The organism is Salinibacter altiplanensis (genome assembly GCF_002894645.1).
GTDB classification, from domain to species: Bacteria; Bacteroidota; Rhodothermia; order Rhodothermales; family Salinibacteraceae; genus Salinibacter; species Salinibacter altiplanensis.
On sequence record NZ_NCQY01000020.1, the window covers coordinates 310412 to 327269 of the forward strand.

At 66.4% G+C, this 16858-nt stretch carries 14 protein-coding genes and 1 tRNA gene; 9 read left to right on the forward strand and 6 right to left on the reverse strand.

Going from position 1 to position 16858, the window contains the following annotated elements; all coding sequences use genetic code 11:
• Positions 1-8: 8 nt before the first annotated feature.
• Positions 9-821 (reverse strand): PhzF family phenazine biosynthesis protein, encoded by an 813-nt coding sequence (locus B7R93_RS08805; RefSeq protein WP_103020405.1) that lies wholly within the window; start codon positions 819-821, stop codon positions 9-11.
• 122 nt (positions 822-943) lie between these two features.
• Here B7R93_RS08805 and B7R93_RS08810 point away from each other — a divergent pair, with 122 nt between their 5' ends.
• From B7R93_RS08810 to B7R93_RS08845, 8 genes are all read left to right on the forward strand, one after another.
• A complete protein-coding gene (locus B7R93_RS08810; protein ID WP_103020406.1) occupies positions 944-2044 on the forward strand; it encodes a quinone-dependent dihydroorotate dehydrogenase in 1101 nt (366 codons plus the stop codon).
• An 86-nt stretch (positions 2045-2130) separates the two neighbouring features.
• Positions 2131-4029, forward strand: a complete 1899-nt coding sequence (locus tag B7R93_RS08815; protein ID WP_103020407.1) for an AMP-dependent synthetase/ligase — start codon at positions 2131-2133, stop codon at positions 4027-4029.
• A gap of 147 nt (positions 4030-4176) precedes the next feature.
• Positions 4177-4250, forward strand: a tRNA-Pro gene (locus B7R93_RS08820).
• 281 nt (positions 4251-4531) lie between these two features.
• Positions 4532-5026, forward strand: coding sequence for a hypothetical protein (locus B7R93_RS08825; RefSeq protein WP_103020408.1), 495 nt, complete (start codon positions 4532-4534; stop codon positions 5024-5026).
• Positions 5027-5329: 303 nt separating this feature from the next.
• Positions 5330-6646 carry a threonine synthase gene (gene thrC / locus B7R93_RS08830; RefSeq protein ID WP_232798226.1) on the forward strand — a complete coding sequence of 439 codons (1317 nt, stop codon included), beginning with the start codon at positions 5330-5332 and terminating at the stop codon, positions 6644-6646.
• 66 nt (positions 6647-6712) lie between these two features.
• Positions 6713-7447 carry a COG3650 family protein gene (locus B7R93_RS08835; RefSeq protein ID WP_232798227.1) on the forward strand — a complete coding sequence of 245 codons (735 nt, stop codon included), beginning with the start codon at positions 6713-6715 and terminating at the stop codon, positions 7445-7447.
• 156 nt (positions 7448-7603) lie between these two features.
• Positions 7604-9250: an adenine deaminase gene (gene ade, locus B7R93_RS08840; RefSeq protein ID WP_103020647.1), complete on the forward strand. Its 1647-nt coding sequence runs from the start codon at positions 7604-7606 to the stop codon at positions 9248-9250.
• 49 nt (positions 9251-9299) lie between these two features.
• Positions 9300-10733: a phytoene desaturase family protein gene (locus B7R93_RS08845; RefSeq protein WP_103020409.1), complete on the forward strand. Its 1434-nt coding sequence runs from the start codon at positions 9300-9302 to the stop codon at positions 10731-10733.
• 181 nt (positions 10734-10914) lie between these two features.
• On the opposite strand, the gene B7R93_RS08850 is transcribed toward B7R93_RS08845, so the two are convergent.
• Entirely contained in the window at positions 10915-11577 is a 663-nt protein-coding gene (locus B7R93_RS08850; protein WP_103020410.1) for a potassium channel family protein, read from the reverse strand.
• A 52-nt stretch (positions 11578-11629) separates the two neighbouring features.
• On the reverse strand, positions 11630-13045 hold the full coding sequence (locus B7R93_RS08855) for an APC family permease (RefSeq protein ID WP_103020648.1): 1416 nt from the start codon (positions 13043-13045) through the stop codon (positions 11630-11632).
• Between the two features lie 353 nt (positions 13046-13398).
• On the opposite strand from B7R93_RS08855, the gene B7R93_RS08860 reads away from it, so the two are divergent.
• Positions 13399-14001, forward strand: coding sequence for a ribonuclease HII (locus B7R93_RS08860; protein ID WP_103020411.1), 603 nt, complete (start codon positions 13399-13401; stop codon positions 13999-14001).
• Between the two features lie 32 nt (positions 14002-14033).
• On the opposite strand, the gene B7R93_RS08865 is transcribed toward B7R93_RS08860, so the two are convergent.
• The 3 genes from B7R93_RS08865 to cyoE all read right to left on the reverse strand — a co-directional run bounded on the left by B7R93_RS08865 (position 14034) and on the right by cyoE (position 16841).
• Positions 14034-14816: an ABC transporter permease gene (locus B7R93_RS08865; RefSeq protein ID WP_103020412.1), complete on the reverse strand. Its 783-nt coding sequence runs from the start codon at positions 14814-14816 to the stop codon at positions 14034-14036.
• A gap of 40 nt (positions 14817-14856) precedes the next feature.
• Positions 14857-15822, reverse strand: coding sequence for an ABC transporter ATP-binding protein (locus B7R93_RS08870; protein WP_103020413.1), 966 nt, complete (start codon positions 15820-15822; stop codon positions 14857-14859).
• A 68-nt stretch (positions 15823-15890) separates the two neighbouring features.
• Positions 15891-16841 (reverse strand): heme o synthase, encoded by a 951-nt coding sequence (gene cyoE, locus B7R93_RS08875; protein ID WP_103020414.1) that lies wholly within the window; start codon positions 16839-16841, stop codon positions 15891-15893.
• Positions 16842-16858: the final 17 nt, after the last annotated feature.

A 16858-nucleotide genomic window follows, 5' to 3' on the forward strand; every position in this document is an offset into this window, starting at 1 on the left:
ATGGACAATCATGCGTTGAGACGGCCCTCAACGACGGTGACGGCCTGGCCCCCGAGCGTCACCCGCTCTGCGTCCGGCGCGTCGAGACGCACCCGGACGGTGCCCCCGCGCGCCGACACCTGCCGCCCGGTGAGCGTAGTGTGCCCCGTCCGGGCGGCCCAGTACGGGCCGAGGGCGCAGTGGGCCGAGCCCGTTACGGGGTCCTCAGGGACGCCCACCTGTGGGGCAAAGAAGCGCGACACGAAGTCGACCTCGTCGGCCGGGGCCGGAGCGGTCACGATCGTCCCACGCGCCTCCTCGAGGGCGTTCAGGGATGAAAAGACGGGCTGCAGGGCGCGCACGGCGTCTGCGTCCGGCAGGCGAACGAGGTAGTCGCGTCCGCTCCATCCAACCTCTTTCGGGGGCGTGCCACCAAGGGCATCGAGGAGTGGAGCGGGCGGGTCGGTGGGGGCCACCGGGTCGGTCGGAACGTCCATCCAGATCCATCCGTCGTCGCGCCGTGTGGTCAGGCGCCCACTTGCGGTCTCGAAGTGAAGCGGGGCCTCCGAGGATGCCTGCTCGTGCGTCCAGAGCGCGTGTGCGCTGGCGAGGGTCGCGTGGCCGCACAAGGCGACCTCGTCGGTGGGCGTGAACCAGCGCAACCGGTAGGTGGCCTCGTCGTCCTGGGGGGCCAAGAAGGCCGTCTCCGACAGGTTCATTTCGGCGGCCACCCCCTGCATCCAGTCGGCGTCGCGGTCGCCTTGGAGGAGGCACACGGCGGCGGGATTTCCGGTGAACGGAGTGGCGGCGAATGCATCGACCTGATAGAAGGGAAGAGGCACAGAGGCAGCGCGGTGATCAATCAGAACCTTGCAGGCCGTGGAGAAACGAAGCGTCCCGAGTACGGGTCCAATGGAAGGAGCAATTGGCGTGTCCTCCTCCTGCCCGACGACACTAAGTTCGTATGTACCATCTTCTTCGGCCGCTTCTGTTTCGGTTGAGTCCCGAGTGGGCGCACACGGCGAGCCTGTGGGCGGCCCGGGTGGCACAGCGCACGGCTTTGCCCCTCGTGGCGTCGCAATACCAGTTCGAGGACGAGCGGCTCAGGCAGCGCCTCTGGGGGAACACCTTCCCCAATCCCGTAGGGCTGGCCGCCGGCGCCGACAAAAATGCCCGGGCGGTGCCCTTTTGGGAGGCCGTTGGGTTTGGATTTGTGGAGGTGGGGTCCGTGAGCGCCCGGCCTGCCCCGGGCAACCCGACCCCGCGCGCCTTCCGGCTGCCCAAAGACCGGGCCCTCATCAACCGCCTGGGCCTCAACAATGACGGGGCGGAGGCCGTCGCCGAGCGGCTGGAACAGAGACGGGCCGCCCGGACGCGGCCCCTCGGCATCAACCTGGCCAAGACCCACGATCCCGACATTATGGGAGAGGCGGCCCTGGAGGACTTTCGGACGAGCTTTCGGCACCTGGTGGGACAGGCGGACTATGTCACCCTCAACGTGTCGTGTCCGAATACACCAGACGGGGGCACCTTCGAGGACCCGGCGGCCCTCGACACCCTGCTCGACGCCATCATGGCGGAGCAAAAGGCGCCGGGGCTGGCGGTGCCCGTCCTGGTCAAGCTGAGTCCGCCCTTCAGTGATCGCGTTCGGTTCGACACGCGACTGGAAGAAATTCTGGCGGTGGCGACGGCCCACGACATAGACGGCTTCATCGCGACGAACACGGCCTCGGACCGGAAGGGCGTGCAGACGTCCGCCGATCGGCTCGAAGAGATCGGAGCGGGCGGGCTCAGTGGGCCGCCGCTGGAGGCACGAGCGACGCGCCTCGTGCAGTACCTGTACCGGGCGACCGACGGCGAGATTCCCATCATCGGCGTTGGAGGGGTGCACGATGCGGCGTCCGCCTACACCAAGATCCGAGCGGGGGCCTCGCTCGTGCAGCTCTACACGGCGCTCGTCTATGAGGGGCCCGGGCTCGTGCAGCGGATTAAGAAAGGGCTCGTGGCGCGGCTCCGCGACGACGGGTACGCGTCCGTCGAAAATGTTGTGGGGGTGGATGCGTGACTGGCCCCACGGTTCTCAGAAACAGCCCCTGGGCTTGTAGGTAGGGGCTGCGTGCTCGTGCTTTTCGCACAGGTCGCTCCAGGCTCATGCCCGCGCAGGTCGAGTTCGATACCATTCCCCAGCTGTTTCGTCGCCTCTGTGCCCGGTATCGAGGGCGAGAGCGGCCTGTGCTCCGGCACAAGGTGCGGGGCGAGGGGTGGCAGGAGATCACCTGGGAGGGCTTCCAGGATCGGGTGCAGGCGCTGGCCGGCTATCTGCACCGGCAGGGCGTGCGCACGGGCGACCGGGTGGCCCTGCTCTCGGAGAATCGCCCAGAGTGGGCCGTCAGTGACCTGGGTGCGCAGCTCATTGGGGCGGCCAACGTTTCGATCTACACGTCCCTGCCCCCGTCGAAGGTGGCCCACATCCTCCGCGATGCGGGGGCGAAAGTGTGCATCGTGTCCGTGCCTGTCCAGCGCAAGAAGATTGAGGAGATCGCGGACACGTGCCCCGAGCTCGACGAGGTGGTCGTGATGAGCGAGACCGCAGACGACCCGCCCGTGCCCATGACGCACTGGGACGATGCCCTGGCGACGGGCCGCGACTACTGGTCCACACACGAGGAGGAGCTTACAGCAATTGCGGAGGCGATTGCGCCCGAAGACCCGAGCGCCCTCATCTACACGAGCGGCACCACCGGCCAGCCGAAGGGCGTCGTGCTCACCAATCGCAACTTCTGCTCCAATGTGAAGGGGGCCTTGCAGCGCGTTCCCTTCGGCGAAGACGATCATCACCTGTCGTTTTTGCCCCTCTCGCACGCCTTCGAGCGGACGGCCGGCCACACGGCCGTGCTTGCCGCCGGGGCCACCATCAGCTACGCGGAGAGCATCGAGGCGGTCAGCCAGAACCTGCAGGAGGTACGGCCGACCCTCATGATCTCGGTGCCGCGCATGTTCGAGAAGGTGTACACGCGCGTCAAGAAACAGGCCAGCGAGGGGGGGAGCCTCACGCAAAAGCTCTTCGACTGGGCGGTGGACGTGGGGCAGCGGTACGCAGAGGCCCAGCGGTCGAACGGCGCCGGGCCGAGCCTGCTGCTGCGAGGGCAGCGGGCGGTGGCCCACCGGCTCGTCTTTTCCAAGCTGCACGAAAAGCTCGGCGGGAATCTTCGGTTTGCCGTCTCGGGAGGGGCGGCGCTGCCCGAAGAGATTGGCACCTTCTTCCAGGCCGCGGGCGTGACCATTATTGAGGGCTACGGCCTCACGGAGACGGCCCCTGTCCTTACAATCAATCCTATGGACACCCCCCGCTACGGCACCGTGGGACACATCATGCCCGGCGTGACGGTCGCCATTCAGCCGCTGGAAGAGACCGCGCCGGTCGGAGCGATTAGCGGCAGCGACTACCCCACGTCCCTCTCCACCCCAGAGGGAGAGATCCTGGTGAAGGGCCCGAACGTGATGAAGGAATACTGGAACCAGCCCGAAGAGACCCGGGCGGCCTTCGATCCAGACGGCTGGTACCACACCGGCGACGTGGGGCGCTTCGATGAGGGCTACCTCAAAATTACGGATCGGATCAAGCACATGATCGTCACGGAAGGGGGAAAGAACGTATATCCCGGTCCGATCGAAGAGACGTTCAAGACCAAAGGGTGGATCAACCAGATCGTCGTGGTGGGGGAGGGACGCCCGTTCCTCGCGGCCCTGGTGGTGCCCAACTTCGAGTCGCTCCGGATGCGCGCCCGAGACGAAGGATTCGATGAGACCACCTGTAACGACGCAGAGTTGCTGGGGCACGACGCGGCGCAGGCCCTGTTTGGGGACATCTTCACGGCGTACAACCGAGACGCGGCGGCCCACGAGAAAATTCGCAACTTCCGCCTCCTCGAAGAGCCGTTCTCCGTCGAAGAGGGCACGCTCACGCCCACCCTCAAGCTCCGTCGCAGCGTCATCAGGGAGCGAAACGCCGACCTCATCGACGAGATGTACGAAGAGTTTGGGATGTGATGCCCCCCCGACCGGGCCCTGCACCCCAAGATCGAGTGTGGATAACCGTTGAACTCCTCTTCAGAAGAGGCTCAGCCCCTATGGTCGGGGCGGCCATTCTGGATCTCGACTCCGCATCGGCCCTATAACGCATTCGAACATTCTCCACGGGGCATGGCGCAGTCCGGCAGCGCGCGTCGTTCGGGTCGACGAGGTCGCCGGTTCAAATCCGGCTGCCCCGACTCTCCAAGGCGGCCTTCACGATTGGTGGAGGCCGCTTTTGCTTTGCGAAGGGCCCCGGTCTTCTGCCTCGACAAAGACTTTCCGGGGGCTTCAAGAATAATCCCGTCCGGAGGCCCGTTTGCATTGGGCAATCCAGTTGTGCAAAGGTCGAGGGACCCTTGCCGGGTCACGAAACACACTGATCGGCCCTGGTCTTTTCGGAGTCGTACACACGGCTTCCTCCATGGAGGCCCCGGTTCGGCCTTCTTCCTCTATGCTCTTTCCATTACGACCCATTCTTATGCTACAACGCTTGTTTCAGTCGTCGTGCATCGGCCTGCTTGCCCTCGCCTTTGCCGTCACCGCCCCCGCGTTCGGCCAGATGCCTCAGCAGCCGGACACGACCACCCTCTCGGCCTCCGAGGTAAGCCAGGAGCAAATTGATAAGGCGGCCCGCATCGCCGCGGCCGTGCAGTCTTCCATGCGGGCGCAGCAGATGAAGATGCGGAAGCAGATGAAGGAGAAGTACGGCAACCCGCAGGAGATGGACTCCACGCAGAAGGCCAACGCCCGGCGTGAGATGAAACGCCAGCAGATGCAGATGCGAAAGCAGCAGATGAAGATGATGCAGCAGCAGTCGCAGAAGGAGAACATGGACCCTCAGATGTTTCGTCGCATCATGCGGTCGGCCCAGTCAGACTCCACGTTGAAGAAGCAGGTGCAGCAGGCCATGAAGGCGCAAATGAAGGAGCAGCAGTCGCAGATGCAGCAAAACCCGAACTCCCAGAACAAGTAGCGACGCTCGGGACGCCTCGTCGACACGGGCGAGGGCTTCTGCACATTGTGTTTGGATGGAGAGCGGCCCTTGCCCTGTGGCAACGGCCGCTTTCTCGTTGGACCCCTGTGCGCATCTGAAGCGCCCAGGCGTGCCGCCCCGCTCCCCGGCGACGAACCCGAGAGAGATCGCATCAAATTTGAAAATTAAACGTTGGGGGCCTGTCCCCGCAGGCTGCTGCCTGCTGTTAGGGGCCGTCTTTCCTATGTTGAAGTGGTTCAACATTGACGTTCCGCACACACATCTCCTTTACGCCTTCCTGCTGTGCAGTACCTGAGCACCCGCACGCCCGACCATCGCGTCTCCCTGTCCACGGCACTGCAGAATGGCCTGGCGCCGGACGGAGGCCTCTACGTGCCGGAGCACTTTCCGGACCTCAGCCCGGAGGCCTTCGACGGATGCGAGACGATTGAGGCGGTGGCGGAGCGGCTCCTTCGCCCGTTTGTGGATGGGGACGTGCTGGCGGAGGCCCTGCCCGAAATCTGCGAGGCAATGTACGGCTTCCCCGTGCCGCTGCGCGAGATCGGCCGACAGACGAGCATCCTCGAACTTTTTCACGGCCCTACGGCGGCGTTCAAGGACGTGGGCGCGCGCTTCCTGGCCGACAGTCTCGCCCGACTCAACGAAGAGGCCGACCGGCCCCTCACCATCCTCGTGGCCACCTCCGGCGACACCGGCGCAGCTGTGGCGGCGGCCTTCTGGAAGAAGCCCAACGTCGAGGTCGTCGTCCTCTACCCGAAGGGCAAGGTGTCCGCCCGGCAGGAGAGACAGCTCACCGGGTGGAGCGACAACGTACAGACCGTAGCCGTCCGTGGCGTGTTCGACGACTGCCAGATGCTCGTGAAAGAGGCGTTTCAGGAGGACACCTGGCAGGAACGCCTGCGCCTCTCCTCCGCCAACAGCATCAACATCGGGCGCCTGCTGCCGCAGATGACGTACTACGCCTACGCGAGCCTTCAGCACTGGCGCTCCCATGGCACGTGCCCCAACGTGATCGTGCCGTCCGGCAACCTGGGCAACGGGCTCGCCTGCCTCTATGCCCGCGAGTGCGGGCTGCCGATTGGAGAGGTTATCTTTGCGACGAACGAGAATCGCCCCGTCACGCACTACCTGGAAACCGGCGACTACGAGGCGTTTGAGACGCAGGAAACTCTCGCGACGGCGATGGACGTGGGCAATCCCAGCAACATGGAACGCCTGCGCCACCACTGGTCCTCGGCCGAGGCGTTACGGGACGCGATGGGTGCCGAGCGCGTGACCGACGACCAGATCAGACGGCAACTCCGCCGCGGCCCCGAGGCGTGGGACACGGTGTGGGATCCCCACACGGCGACGGCGGTCGAGGTTCGCGAGCACCGTGATCCCGACGACAAGCACGAGTGGATCTTGGTGGCCACGGCGCACCCGGCCAAGTTTCCGGAGGGGGTGGAGCCGCTCGTAGGGCACGAGGTCGACGTGCCCGGGCCGCTGGCCGAGGTGATGGCCCGGTCGCATCCCGTGCCCGAGGTGGCGCCCTCGCTCCAGGCGGTGGCGGATGTGGTGTTTGAGGACCGCAGATCTGACCCGGAAGAGCAGGTGTAGGGAAATGCTTCCCGTTCTGTCGGCACAGGGTCCCCCGACACGTACTCAACGCACGGTCTTTTCTGCATGCTTCGAGGGAAGGAAATGAGCGCCGGATGGAAAGGCCTCCGGTATGTCGTGGGAAGCGCATTGCTGGAGATCGTCCTGCTCGGCGGTGGGTGTGGCGGGGGCCAGGCGTCTCAGGACGCCACGGAGATGCCCCTGACGAACGAGGAGGACGCCCCGGCGCGGCGGTTTGTCGTGCAGTGTACACGGGCGGACGGAGACGGGGGGACGTTTCGGGCGCTCGTTCGTCCCAACGTGCTGGTGTTGCGGGTCCCTGCGTCGTTTGGAGGAGACACGCGCCGCCTCAGATCAGTACGGGCGGCCAGTGGGGCCAAGTACGAAGGAGATGGCGCTTGGCTGTGGAGCAAGGGACGCAGGGCCACCGTCGAGATCGATGGGCGGTGTTTCCAGGACTGCACCCTCGCCCCAACGCCCAAGCGGCGAGAAGACGACCGGCATCCAGGCCTGCGGTTTCGGGCAACCGGACAGGAGCCGGGATGGATCGTGGAGGTGACCGAGGATCGCCTCCGCTTCGCCTGGGCCTACGCACAGCACGAGGTGACGACATCGCAGTTCGACGAGGAAACGGACGGCGGGCGCATCGTCTATGAGGCCGACACGGACCGCGGCCCGGTGCGCGTTGTGGCCACTCCCCAATATTGTACGGATCCCATGAGTGGGCGGCTGTTCAGCCATACGGTCACGGTCACCCTCGATGGCGACCTCCACGCCGGCTGTGGACACCCGACGCCGTAGTCGGGGCCTCTGTTGCTAGAGGCCCCTGACTCGTTCCGGCCGGACGAACGGCGTCCCCCGATTCACCTGCGGGCCGACAGACGCTCCTCGATGCTCTGCCCGTCCCTCCGTATGTTGGCCCTTCCGCCGTACTTGTTTGATTCTCCCATCGTTTGCATGCCCAAGTCCTTTTCCGTCGCCGGTCGCCTCGTCGACCTGCATGCCCGCGAGATTCGGCCGGCCACCGTGTACGTTCAGAACGGCACGATCGATCGCATCGAGCCGACCGAAGAGGCGCCGGATCGGTATCTGCTGCCGGGGTTCATCGACGCCCACGTCCACGTCGAGAGCGCGATGCTGCCGCCGTCGGAGTTTGCCCGGGCGGCCGTCACGCACGGGACCGTGGGCACGGTGAGCGACCCGCATGAGATCGCCAACGTGCTTGGCGTGGACGGGGTCGAGTACATGATCGATGACGGTCGCTCCGTGTCGTTTCACTTTGCGTTCGGCGCTCCGTCGTGCGTCCCGGCCACGCCCGCTGAGACGAGCGGGGCGGCACTGGGGCCGGACGCGGTGTCGGACTTGCTGGGCCGCGACGACGTGTCCTACCTCAGCGAGGTGATGGACTATCCGGGCGCCATCGGCGGGGACCCGGACGTGCTGGCGAAAATTCGGGCCGCGCAGGTGCGTGACAAGCCGGTGGACGGCCACGCGCCGGGCATACGCGGCGACGACGTGGAGCAGTACGCTGCGGCGGGCATCGAGACGGACCACGAGAGCATCTCGATCGAAGAGGCCCGCGAGAAATTGGAGGCGGGCATGAAGATCGCGATTCGCGAGGGCTCGGCCGCCCGGAACTTCGACGAGCTGATTCCGCTGATGGACGAGGCGCCGGAGCGGCTCATGTTCTGCAGCGACGACCGGCACCCGGATGCCCTCGCGGACGGACACATCGACGGCCTCGTGCGTCGGGCCCTCGCCCGTGGCTACGACCGGTTCGACGTGCTCCGCGCTGCGTGCGTGCACCCGGTGGAGCACTACGGGCTGGACGTGGGGCTGCTGCGTGAGGGCGATCCCGCCGACCTCATCGTGGTCGACGACCTGGATGCGCTGACTGTGCAGCGGACGTACGTCGAAGGAGAGCTTGTTGCCGAGGCGGGGAAGACGAACATCGAACGTGTGGACTCTGCGGTCGTCAACCGCTTTGACGCGGAGCCGGTGGCGCCGGAGAACTTTCGGGTGGCGGTGGCGGGCGACCGCCTGCGCGTGATCACGGCCGCCGACAATCAGTTGGTGACAGGGGAAGAGGTCGTGGCGACGCCGGTTGAGGACGGGCGGGCCGTGGCGGACCCGAACCGCGATGTGCTCAAGCTCGCGGTGGTCAACCGGTACACTGGAGAGCGTGCGCCTTCCGTCGCCTTCATCCGGGGCTTCGGGCTCGACCATGGGGCCCTCGCCTCCAGTGTCGCCCACGACTCGCACAATGTCGTGGCGGTGGGCACCAGTGACGAGGCGCTGGCCCGCGCCGTCAACGCGGTGGTGCAGGAGGACGGGGGGATCAGCGCGGTGGGGAACGACGACGACAGCGGTCGAGCACTGCCGCTGCCCATCGCCGGGCTCATGAGCAACGACCCATACGACGCGGTGGCCCGGCGCTACACGCGCCTCAGTACCTACGTGCAGGCGGAATTGGGCAGCCCGATGGACGCGCCGTTCATGACGCTCTCGTTCACGGCCCTGCTCGTCATTCCGAGCCTCAAGCTCAGCGACCAGGGCCTCTTTGACGGAGATGCATTTGGGTTTGTAGATCTGTTCGTCGACTGAAGGCAGGTGGGGGTGGGCTCCGTGCTGCTTTTCACAACCACTGTTTCGTATGTCCAACGCTGACGCCATTGTCGTGGGCTCGGGCCCGAATGGGCTCGGGGCGGCCGTCGTGCTGGCCCGGGCGGGGCGGGACGTGCACGTGATCGAGCAGGCCGACACTGTCGGAGGTGCGGCGCGATCGGAAGAGGTGACGCGTCCGGGCTTCGTCCACGATCTCGGTTCTGCCATCCACCCGCTGGCCGCGGCGTCGCCCCTGTTCCGACGACTGCCCCTCGACGAGTACGGGCTGTCGTGGGTGCACCCGGACCTGCCGCTTGCCCATCCGCTGGACGGGGGGCGTGCCGCAACAATGCACCGCTCGCTGGACGACACCGCTCGGTCCCTTGGGCGCGATGCAGGGCGCTACCGGTGGCTCAACGGGCCGCTCGCGGATCGGTGGCGGCCCGTCCTCAACGAGGTGCTCCAACCGGTGCTCCATGTGCCGCGCGCCCCGCTGCTCCTGGCTCGATTCGGGCTGCGGGCGATCTGGCCCGCACAGCTTTTGGGGAATGGGCTCTTCCGGACGGAGAAGGCACGGGCCCTGCTCGCGGGACTGGCGGCTCACTCCAACCTGCCGCTGTCGGCGCTCGGGTCGACGGCCTTCGGGCTCGTCCTCGGCATGGCCGGGCACGCGGTGGGCTGGCCCTTTCCGAAGGGCGGGGCGGGCGCCATCACGCAGGCGCTGGCGGACTACCTGCGCGACCTGGGCGGCACCATCGAGACCGGGCGTCGTGTGCGCGACGTGGATGCCTTGCCGAATGCCCGGACTGTTGTGCTCAACCTCACGCCCCGGCAGGTGCTGCGGGTCGCCCGCCCCCGGCTGCCGGCCCGCTACGTCACGCAGCTGGAGCGGTACCGCTACGGCGCGGCGGCGTTCAAGGTCGACTACGCCCTGAGCGATCCCATCCCGTGGGCCGCGGAGGCGTGCCGGCGGGCGGGGACGGTCCACGTGGGGGGCACGCTGCGCGAGATTGCTGCGTCGGAGCGAGCCGTGGCGGAGGGGCGCGTGCCGGAGCGGCCGTACGTGCTGCTTGCCCAGCACAGCCGCTTCGACCAGACCCGAGCTCCCGGCGATCAGCACACCGCCTGGGCCTACTGCCACGTCCCCAATGGGTCGAGCGGGGACGCTACGGCGCAAATTGAGCGACAGATTGAACGGTTCGCGCCCGGCTTCCGGGACACGATCCTGGAGCGGCACGCCATGGGCCCACAGGCGTTGGAGGCCTGGAATCCGAACCTCGTGGGGGGCGACATCAACGGGGGCGCCCTGGACCTGGGACAGCTCATCGCACGCCCGGCCCTCCGGTGGAACCCCTACCGCATTCCGGCCCGCACGGCCACCGGGGCGCGGCTGTACATGGCGTCTGCATCGACCCCACCAGGGGGAGGTGTGCACGGCATGGCGGGACGGCACGCCGCGCAGGCGGTCCTGGCGGACGACTGAGCCACTCGGGGAGACGGCCCCGACAAAGAGATGGCGTGCGCGACGGGCCCACGTCGGCCCTCCTGGCAAAGAAGGGCCATGGTGTTGAGAACTGGGTCCCACTCTCCGCGCGGCACCGATTCTCGCATGATGCGTGCGTGTGTCCCAATCGCTGGTCCGACTCAGGCCGGTCCGCTGCAGCTCAGCCGCGCAAAAGTTGCATCACCTCGTCGGTGACCGAGGGCTCGGCGGCTACGATGTAGTGGTGGCCGGCCTCGATAACGGTAGCGGGGCGGGCCACACGCGAGCCGGCGGCGTCGGACACGATGAGGCTCCCGCTGGGGAAGCTGATCTCTTCGAGCGACTTGCCCACGGCGGGCGCCCCCTCTTCAACGCGCACCTCGATGATCTCGAGTTCTCCCATTGCGTGCTCCAGGGACCGCACGTCGCCGCCGTAGATGGCATTGACGGCCAGAAGGGCGCTGGCCCGCTCCGGGTAGATAACCGCGCCTACGAGGTTGGCGTGCGCGTCGCCCACCTGAGGGTCGGTGCGCAGGACCGTGTGGAGGGAAGGGTTCATCTGCTGGGCCATCATGCAGATGGCCAAGTTGGCCGCCACGTCGTTGGTGAGGCCGGCCACCACGTCGGCGTCCTCGGGGCCGGCCTGCCGCAGGATGGAGGGAATGGTGGCGTCGCCGTCGATGACCGTTGCCACGTACGCGTCGGCCAGCTCTCCGCAGCGGACCGGATCCTTTTCGATGACGAAGACGTCGTGCCCGCGCTCATCGAGAAGCTCGGCGGTACGGAAGCCGACCGTGCCTCCACCGGCCACGATAACACGCAGGTCCTTGCCAGGAGTCGCCATGGGACAAAAAAGAGGTGTTGGAAAATCGCTGAAGAGAGACGAAAGGGAGACCCTACGAGGCCGAGCCTTCGGCCGCCTCAAGCGGAGCCTCCACGTCTTTTGCGGACGGGGAGCCCTCAGGGGGCCTCCGCGATTTGCGCCACTGGAGCCCGACGTACACGAGGCCACCAACCGCCATCCAGGCGAGCCCGATGTAGAGCGTCATCGGGTCGCTGCGTAGCAGAAAGAATGCGAGCAGCAGGTTGAGCGCGATGCCCAGTGCGGGGACGACCGGATAGAGAGGCATCTCGTAGGGGCGCCGCATGTTAGGCCGGCGGCGCCGAAGTCGGATGACGCTCCAGTTCACGACCACGAACGAGATCAGGAAGAAGAAGCTCGAGACACGTCCCACCTGCCGGATCGGGAGAAGGGTGGCGCTGGCCAGCATGATGGCGCCGCAGATCAGGATGGAGGTGAGCGGCGTGCCGAACGATGCGCTGATCTGCCCGATGGGGTCGGGCAGCTGGTTCTCGCGGCCCATCGCAAAGACGACGCGGCTCGACGCGATGATGACGGCGTTCAGGGCGCTGAGCGTAGAAAACACGGCCCCGAACACGATGAGGGCCGCCCCGTCCCCGATGAGGGGAATAGGGGGCATGAAGTTTCCGGCGGCGGCCGCGATGCCCGTTTCTCCGGCCACCCCGAGCTCTTCGGCCCCGAGCGTGCCGAGGGCCACCCACACCACGACGAGGTAGATGAACACCGTGGCGACGAGGCTAATGAAGATCGCCTTCGGGACGTTCTCTCGGGGATTTTCTACCTCCTCCGTGACCGTCGTGATGAGGTCGTATCCCTCAAATGCGATAAACGTGAGTCCCATTGCCGGCAGGATGGAGAGGGCCGTTTTGTTCTCGGCGACAAACGGCTGAAAATTGCCCATGTCCACCGCCGCGGCCCCGAACGCTGAAAAGATCAGCAAAATGATGATCTTGATGATCGTCACGATCGTCTCGGCCCCGCCGCTTGCGGCCGTCGAGAGGGCGTTCAGAACCACAAGAAGGCCCACGACCACGAGGGCGTAGAAGACGTTCCACACCGGTCCAGCGGGTAGGCCCATCCAGTACAGGTGGACGAACTCGATGAAGTTCGACGCGAACCCGAGGGCATAGAGGGCGCCGGCAATCATGTATGCGAAGCCGAGCATCCACCCCATGAGAAAAGCAGTCGGCCCCGAAAAGACCTCGCGGACGAACGCGTATCCGCCTCCGCTTTTGGGAATGGCGCTCGCAAGTTCGGCGTACGAGAGGCCTGTAAAGGCCGTTACCACCCCGTTCAGGGCAAAAACCAGAATCGCGGCCGGCCCGGCAATCTCGGCGGCCAGGCCGGTAAGCACGAAAATGCCCGCCCCGATCATGGCCCCCATTCCCACCATCGTCGCGTCGAGGAGGCTAAGCTGAGCAGCGGGCTCCCGGGTCCCGGTTTGGGCCATGTGCAGGTCTGCATTCGTCACGAACAGAGGCAAAGGATAATGTCTCAACGACAACTCCCCTGGTCGGTTTGGGCCTTTCTGCGATATAACAATCCCGAAATGCATACGTCGGGCGTTCCGGCCGCCGCAATTTCGAGAGGAGTGCTCATCCCCTACTGCTCGGGGCGATCATCTAGGAGATGCATTTAGGGGATGGGCGGGTCGCTCGGCCTCCTCCTCGTGAGCGTGCGGATCGATGTGGGGGCCGCTCTGTATCTTGGGTCGGGCATCATTCCGCGGCAGGCCGGTGAACCGGTGGGCCGGGAGTGGGCCCGACTGTCTCGTCGCCACGTACTCGTCCGGAGGAATCTCGAATGCTTTCCTACGAACGTCAGCTCTGGTCCGACGGCTACGAGCGTGTGGCCGGTCTCGATGAGGCGGGGCGAGGGTGCCTGGCCGGGCCGGTCGTCGCCGCCGCCGTCATCATGCCGCCGCGGGTCGAGAGTGCGACCATCCAAGACAGCAAGGCGCTTTCGGAGACGCAGCGCCTCGATGCCCGGGCGTTGATCGAAGAGAAGGCCGTGGCCGCGGCCGTTGCGAGCTGCTCCCCCGCGGAGATTGACGATCGCAACATCCTCCAGGCCGCCCTCGAAGCGATGCGCCGGGCCGCAGCCGACTGTCGGCCGTCCCCCGACTTCGTGCTCGTGGACGGCAACCAGTGGGACCGAAACCTTGTGGACGCGCCATGGCCCTCCGAGACGGTTGTGAAGGGAGATGCGACGAGCCAGTCCATCGCCGCCGCCTCCATCCTCGCGAAGACCGAGCGGGACGCGTTCATGCGCGATCTGCACGAGGAGCATCCCGAATACGACTGGGCGTCGAACGTCGGCTATCCCACCCAGCAGCACTACGATGCCCTCCGCAGGCACGGCGCGACGCCCCACCACCGAGAGTCGTTTACGCTCTTTCGAGACTGAGAGAGTGCAGGAACGGGAGGCCTCGTCCATAGTCAGGTCTGGAAGAAGGGGCGACGCACCTGCCACACTGCGAGCCCGGTCATGAGCACCGCGAAGGCGCCGGTCACGGCGAGGCAGACGCCCGGTCCCGCCAGGGCAGTGGGCGCATCGGCAAACCCGTGGAACCCGTGCCGGAGGCCGCTAACGGCATAGGAGACCGGGTTGCCCCACATCAAGACCTGCAGCACCGGCGCTGCCCCCTCTACCGGAAACAGGGCTCCCGAGAGAAACCAGAGTGGGAGCAGGAACAGGTTCATGATCGCGTGGAAGCCCCGGGTGGTTTCCATGCGCCACGCAATGGCGAAGCCGAGGGCGGTGAAGGCCAGGCCCGTCAGAAGGCACACGGCGACGATCATGCCCACGCCGGCCACGCCGGGGGCATGGTCAATGAGCGGGAGGGCGCCCAGAAACAGCAGGGCCTGTGCGGTGGCCAGCAGGGTGCCCCCCAGGGTGGTGCCAAAGACGAGTGCAGTGCGCGGCGTGGGGGCCACCAGGACGGCCTGAAGAAAGCCCGACGTGCGCTCCTCCACGATGGAGATGGTGGAAAAGATGGCGGTAAAAAGGAGGACCAGCGCAAGAATGCCCGGAAACAAGAACGCCACGTAGCTTGCCTCTGCGGTGCCCTGTGGGGGCCGAAAGGTGTTCTGGAACCCCAGCCCCAACAGCCCCCAGAGGGCCAGTGGCTGGGCAAGGGCGCCCAGCACGCGACTCCGGTCGCCGACAAACTTGAGCATTTCGCGGGCCGTGAGGGCCCCGATGGTGCGCAGTGCGCTCATTCTGGGAGAGAGGACCAAGACAGAAGACAATGGAAGACGCCTACTCGTCCGACGTGTCCCTGTGGGCGAGGACATGCTCGCGAGAGTCCGTGGGAGAAACCCCGGCATGAACCATGAACACGTCCTCCAGGGTCGGCGTCCGGATCGTAGCGCTCCGAATGTGATCGCTCAGGGCGTCGTAGAGCGACGACAGGAACGTTGGGGGAGCGGCCGGGGCCACCTGAACGGTCGCGCCCACAATGCGGGTTGACACGCCGAACTGTGCCTCAATTCGGTCCCGCAACGAGATGGGGGCGTCCGTTTTTAGCCAGATGGTCTCGTCGCCCAGGTTGGCCTTGAGCGTGTCTGGTGCCCCGTTGGCCACGAGGGCGCCGTCCGAGAGAATCCCGACGCGGTCGCAGCGCTCCGCCTCGTCCATGAGGTGGGTTGCGAGCAACAGGGTGGTCCCCTCCTCCGCCCGCAGCTGGTGCACGGCGGACCAGAATGTGCGCCGGGCAGCAGGGTCAAGGCCCGAGGTTGGCTCGTCGAGCAGCAGCAGGTCTGGGCGGTGCAGCAGGCCACGGGCAAGGTCTACGCGGCGCCGGAGCCCTCCTGACAGGTCGGCGACCGGATCGGTGGCGCGGTCGGCCACGTCGAGGCGTCGCAGCAGATCTTTGGCCCGCTCGCGACGCTCCGCGCCATGCAGGCCGTAGAGCGCGCCCTGAACCCGGAGGTTCTGCCGAACGGTCAATGCCTCGTCGAGGGCCTCCTCCTGAAAGACCGTCCCGATCCGTCGCCGCACGGCGCTGGGCTCCCGGGCCGTGTCGAGCCCAAAGACCTGCGCGTGGCCCTCGGACGGGGGCATCAGTGTAGAAAGGATCCGAAAAAGCGTCGTCTTTCCGCTGCCATTGGGGCCGAGCAGGCCGTAGAGCGTGCCCGGAGTCACCTGAAAGGTGACGTCCCGCAGGGCCTGATGGGAGCCGTAGTGGTGGCTCACCTTCTGAATGTTGACGGCGGGGGCAGGCATGAATGGGGAGCGTGTGGGCGTTCAGACAGGGAAGTGTTGGGAGGACGATGGCGTGCCCCATCGGGGCGTCAAAGAATCCAGTCCACGAGCAGGAGAGCCACGAGGACGGGGATGTAGAGCACCGATGCTTTCAGGACGCGTCTGGCCTGCTGCCCGGTCCGCTCTCCGTGAAAGACGACGGTCGTCCACAGGAACCACAGGCCGAGGGGCAGCACGCCGGTGCCGTAGATCCACCCGGCTGTCTCGGTGAGAATCGGCAGAATGCTCACGGGCACGAGGAGCGCGGCAAAGCCAATCATCTGGGCCGCGGTGGAGTCGCCGTCCGGCTCCACGACCGGCAGCATGGCGTAGTCCCCGCGTGCGTAGTCCCTCCGGTACATCCAGGCCAGGGACAAAAAGTGGGGCATCTGCCACGTCGCGAGGATCCCGAAGGCGATCCATCCGCCCGCTCCGAGGTGTCCGGTTGCGGCCGTGTAGCCGCCCAGGGCCGGAAGCGCCCCCGGCACGGTCCCGACCAGTGTGTTCCACTTTGTCGTCCGCTTTAGGGGCGTGTAGACAAACAGATACAACACGGCCGTCAGCGCCGCCAGGACGGCGGTGAGCACGTTGACAAGCGGGCCCAAGAGACCGACGGCGAGACAAATCAGAAGGATGCCCACCCGCCGGGCCATGTCGGGGTTGGCGCGGTCGGCAGGAAGGGGACGCTGTGCCGTCCGTTTCATCTGCGCGTCGTACCGACGCTCGAGCACGTGGTTGAGCATGCCGACGCCTCCGGCGCAGAGGGCCGTTCCAAGCATGGACCAGAACAGCACGCTGGCGTCCAGGCCGGCCGGGGAGCCAATCAGAAAGCCCGCAAACGCCGATAGGGTGACCACCGACGAAATTTCGGGCTTGGCCATTGTGAGGTAGTCCTGAAGCACGGCCCTCAGGGAACGCTCGGAGGCCTGTGCGTCGGCCGTGGAGGGGGCAACCGTAACGGCCACGGGCGCGTCCGATGACCCGTCGGGTGGGGACTCCATGAACGAGAACAGTTAGG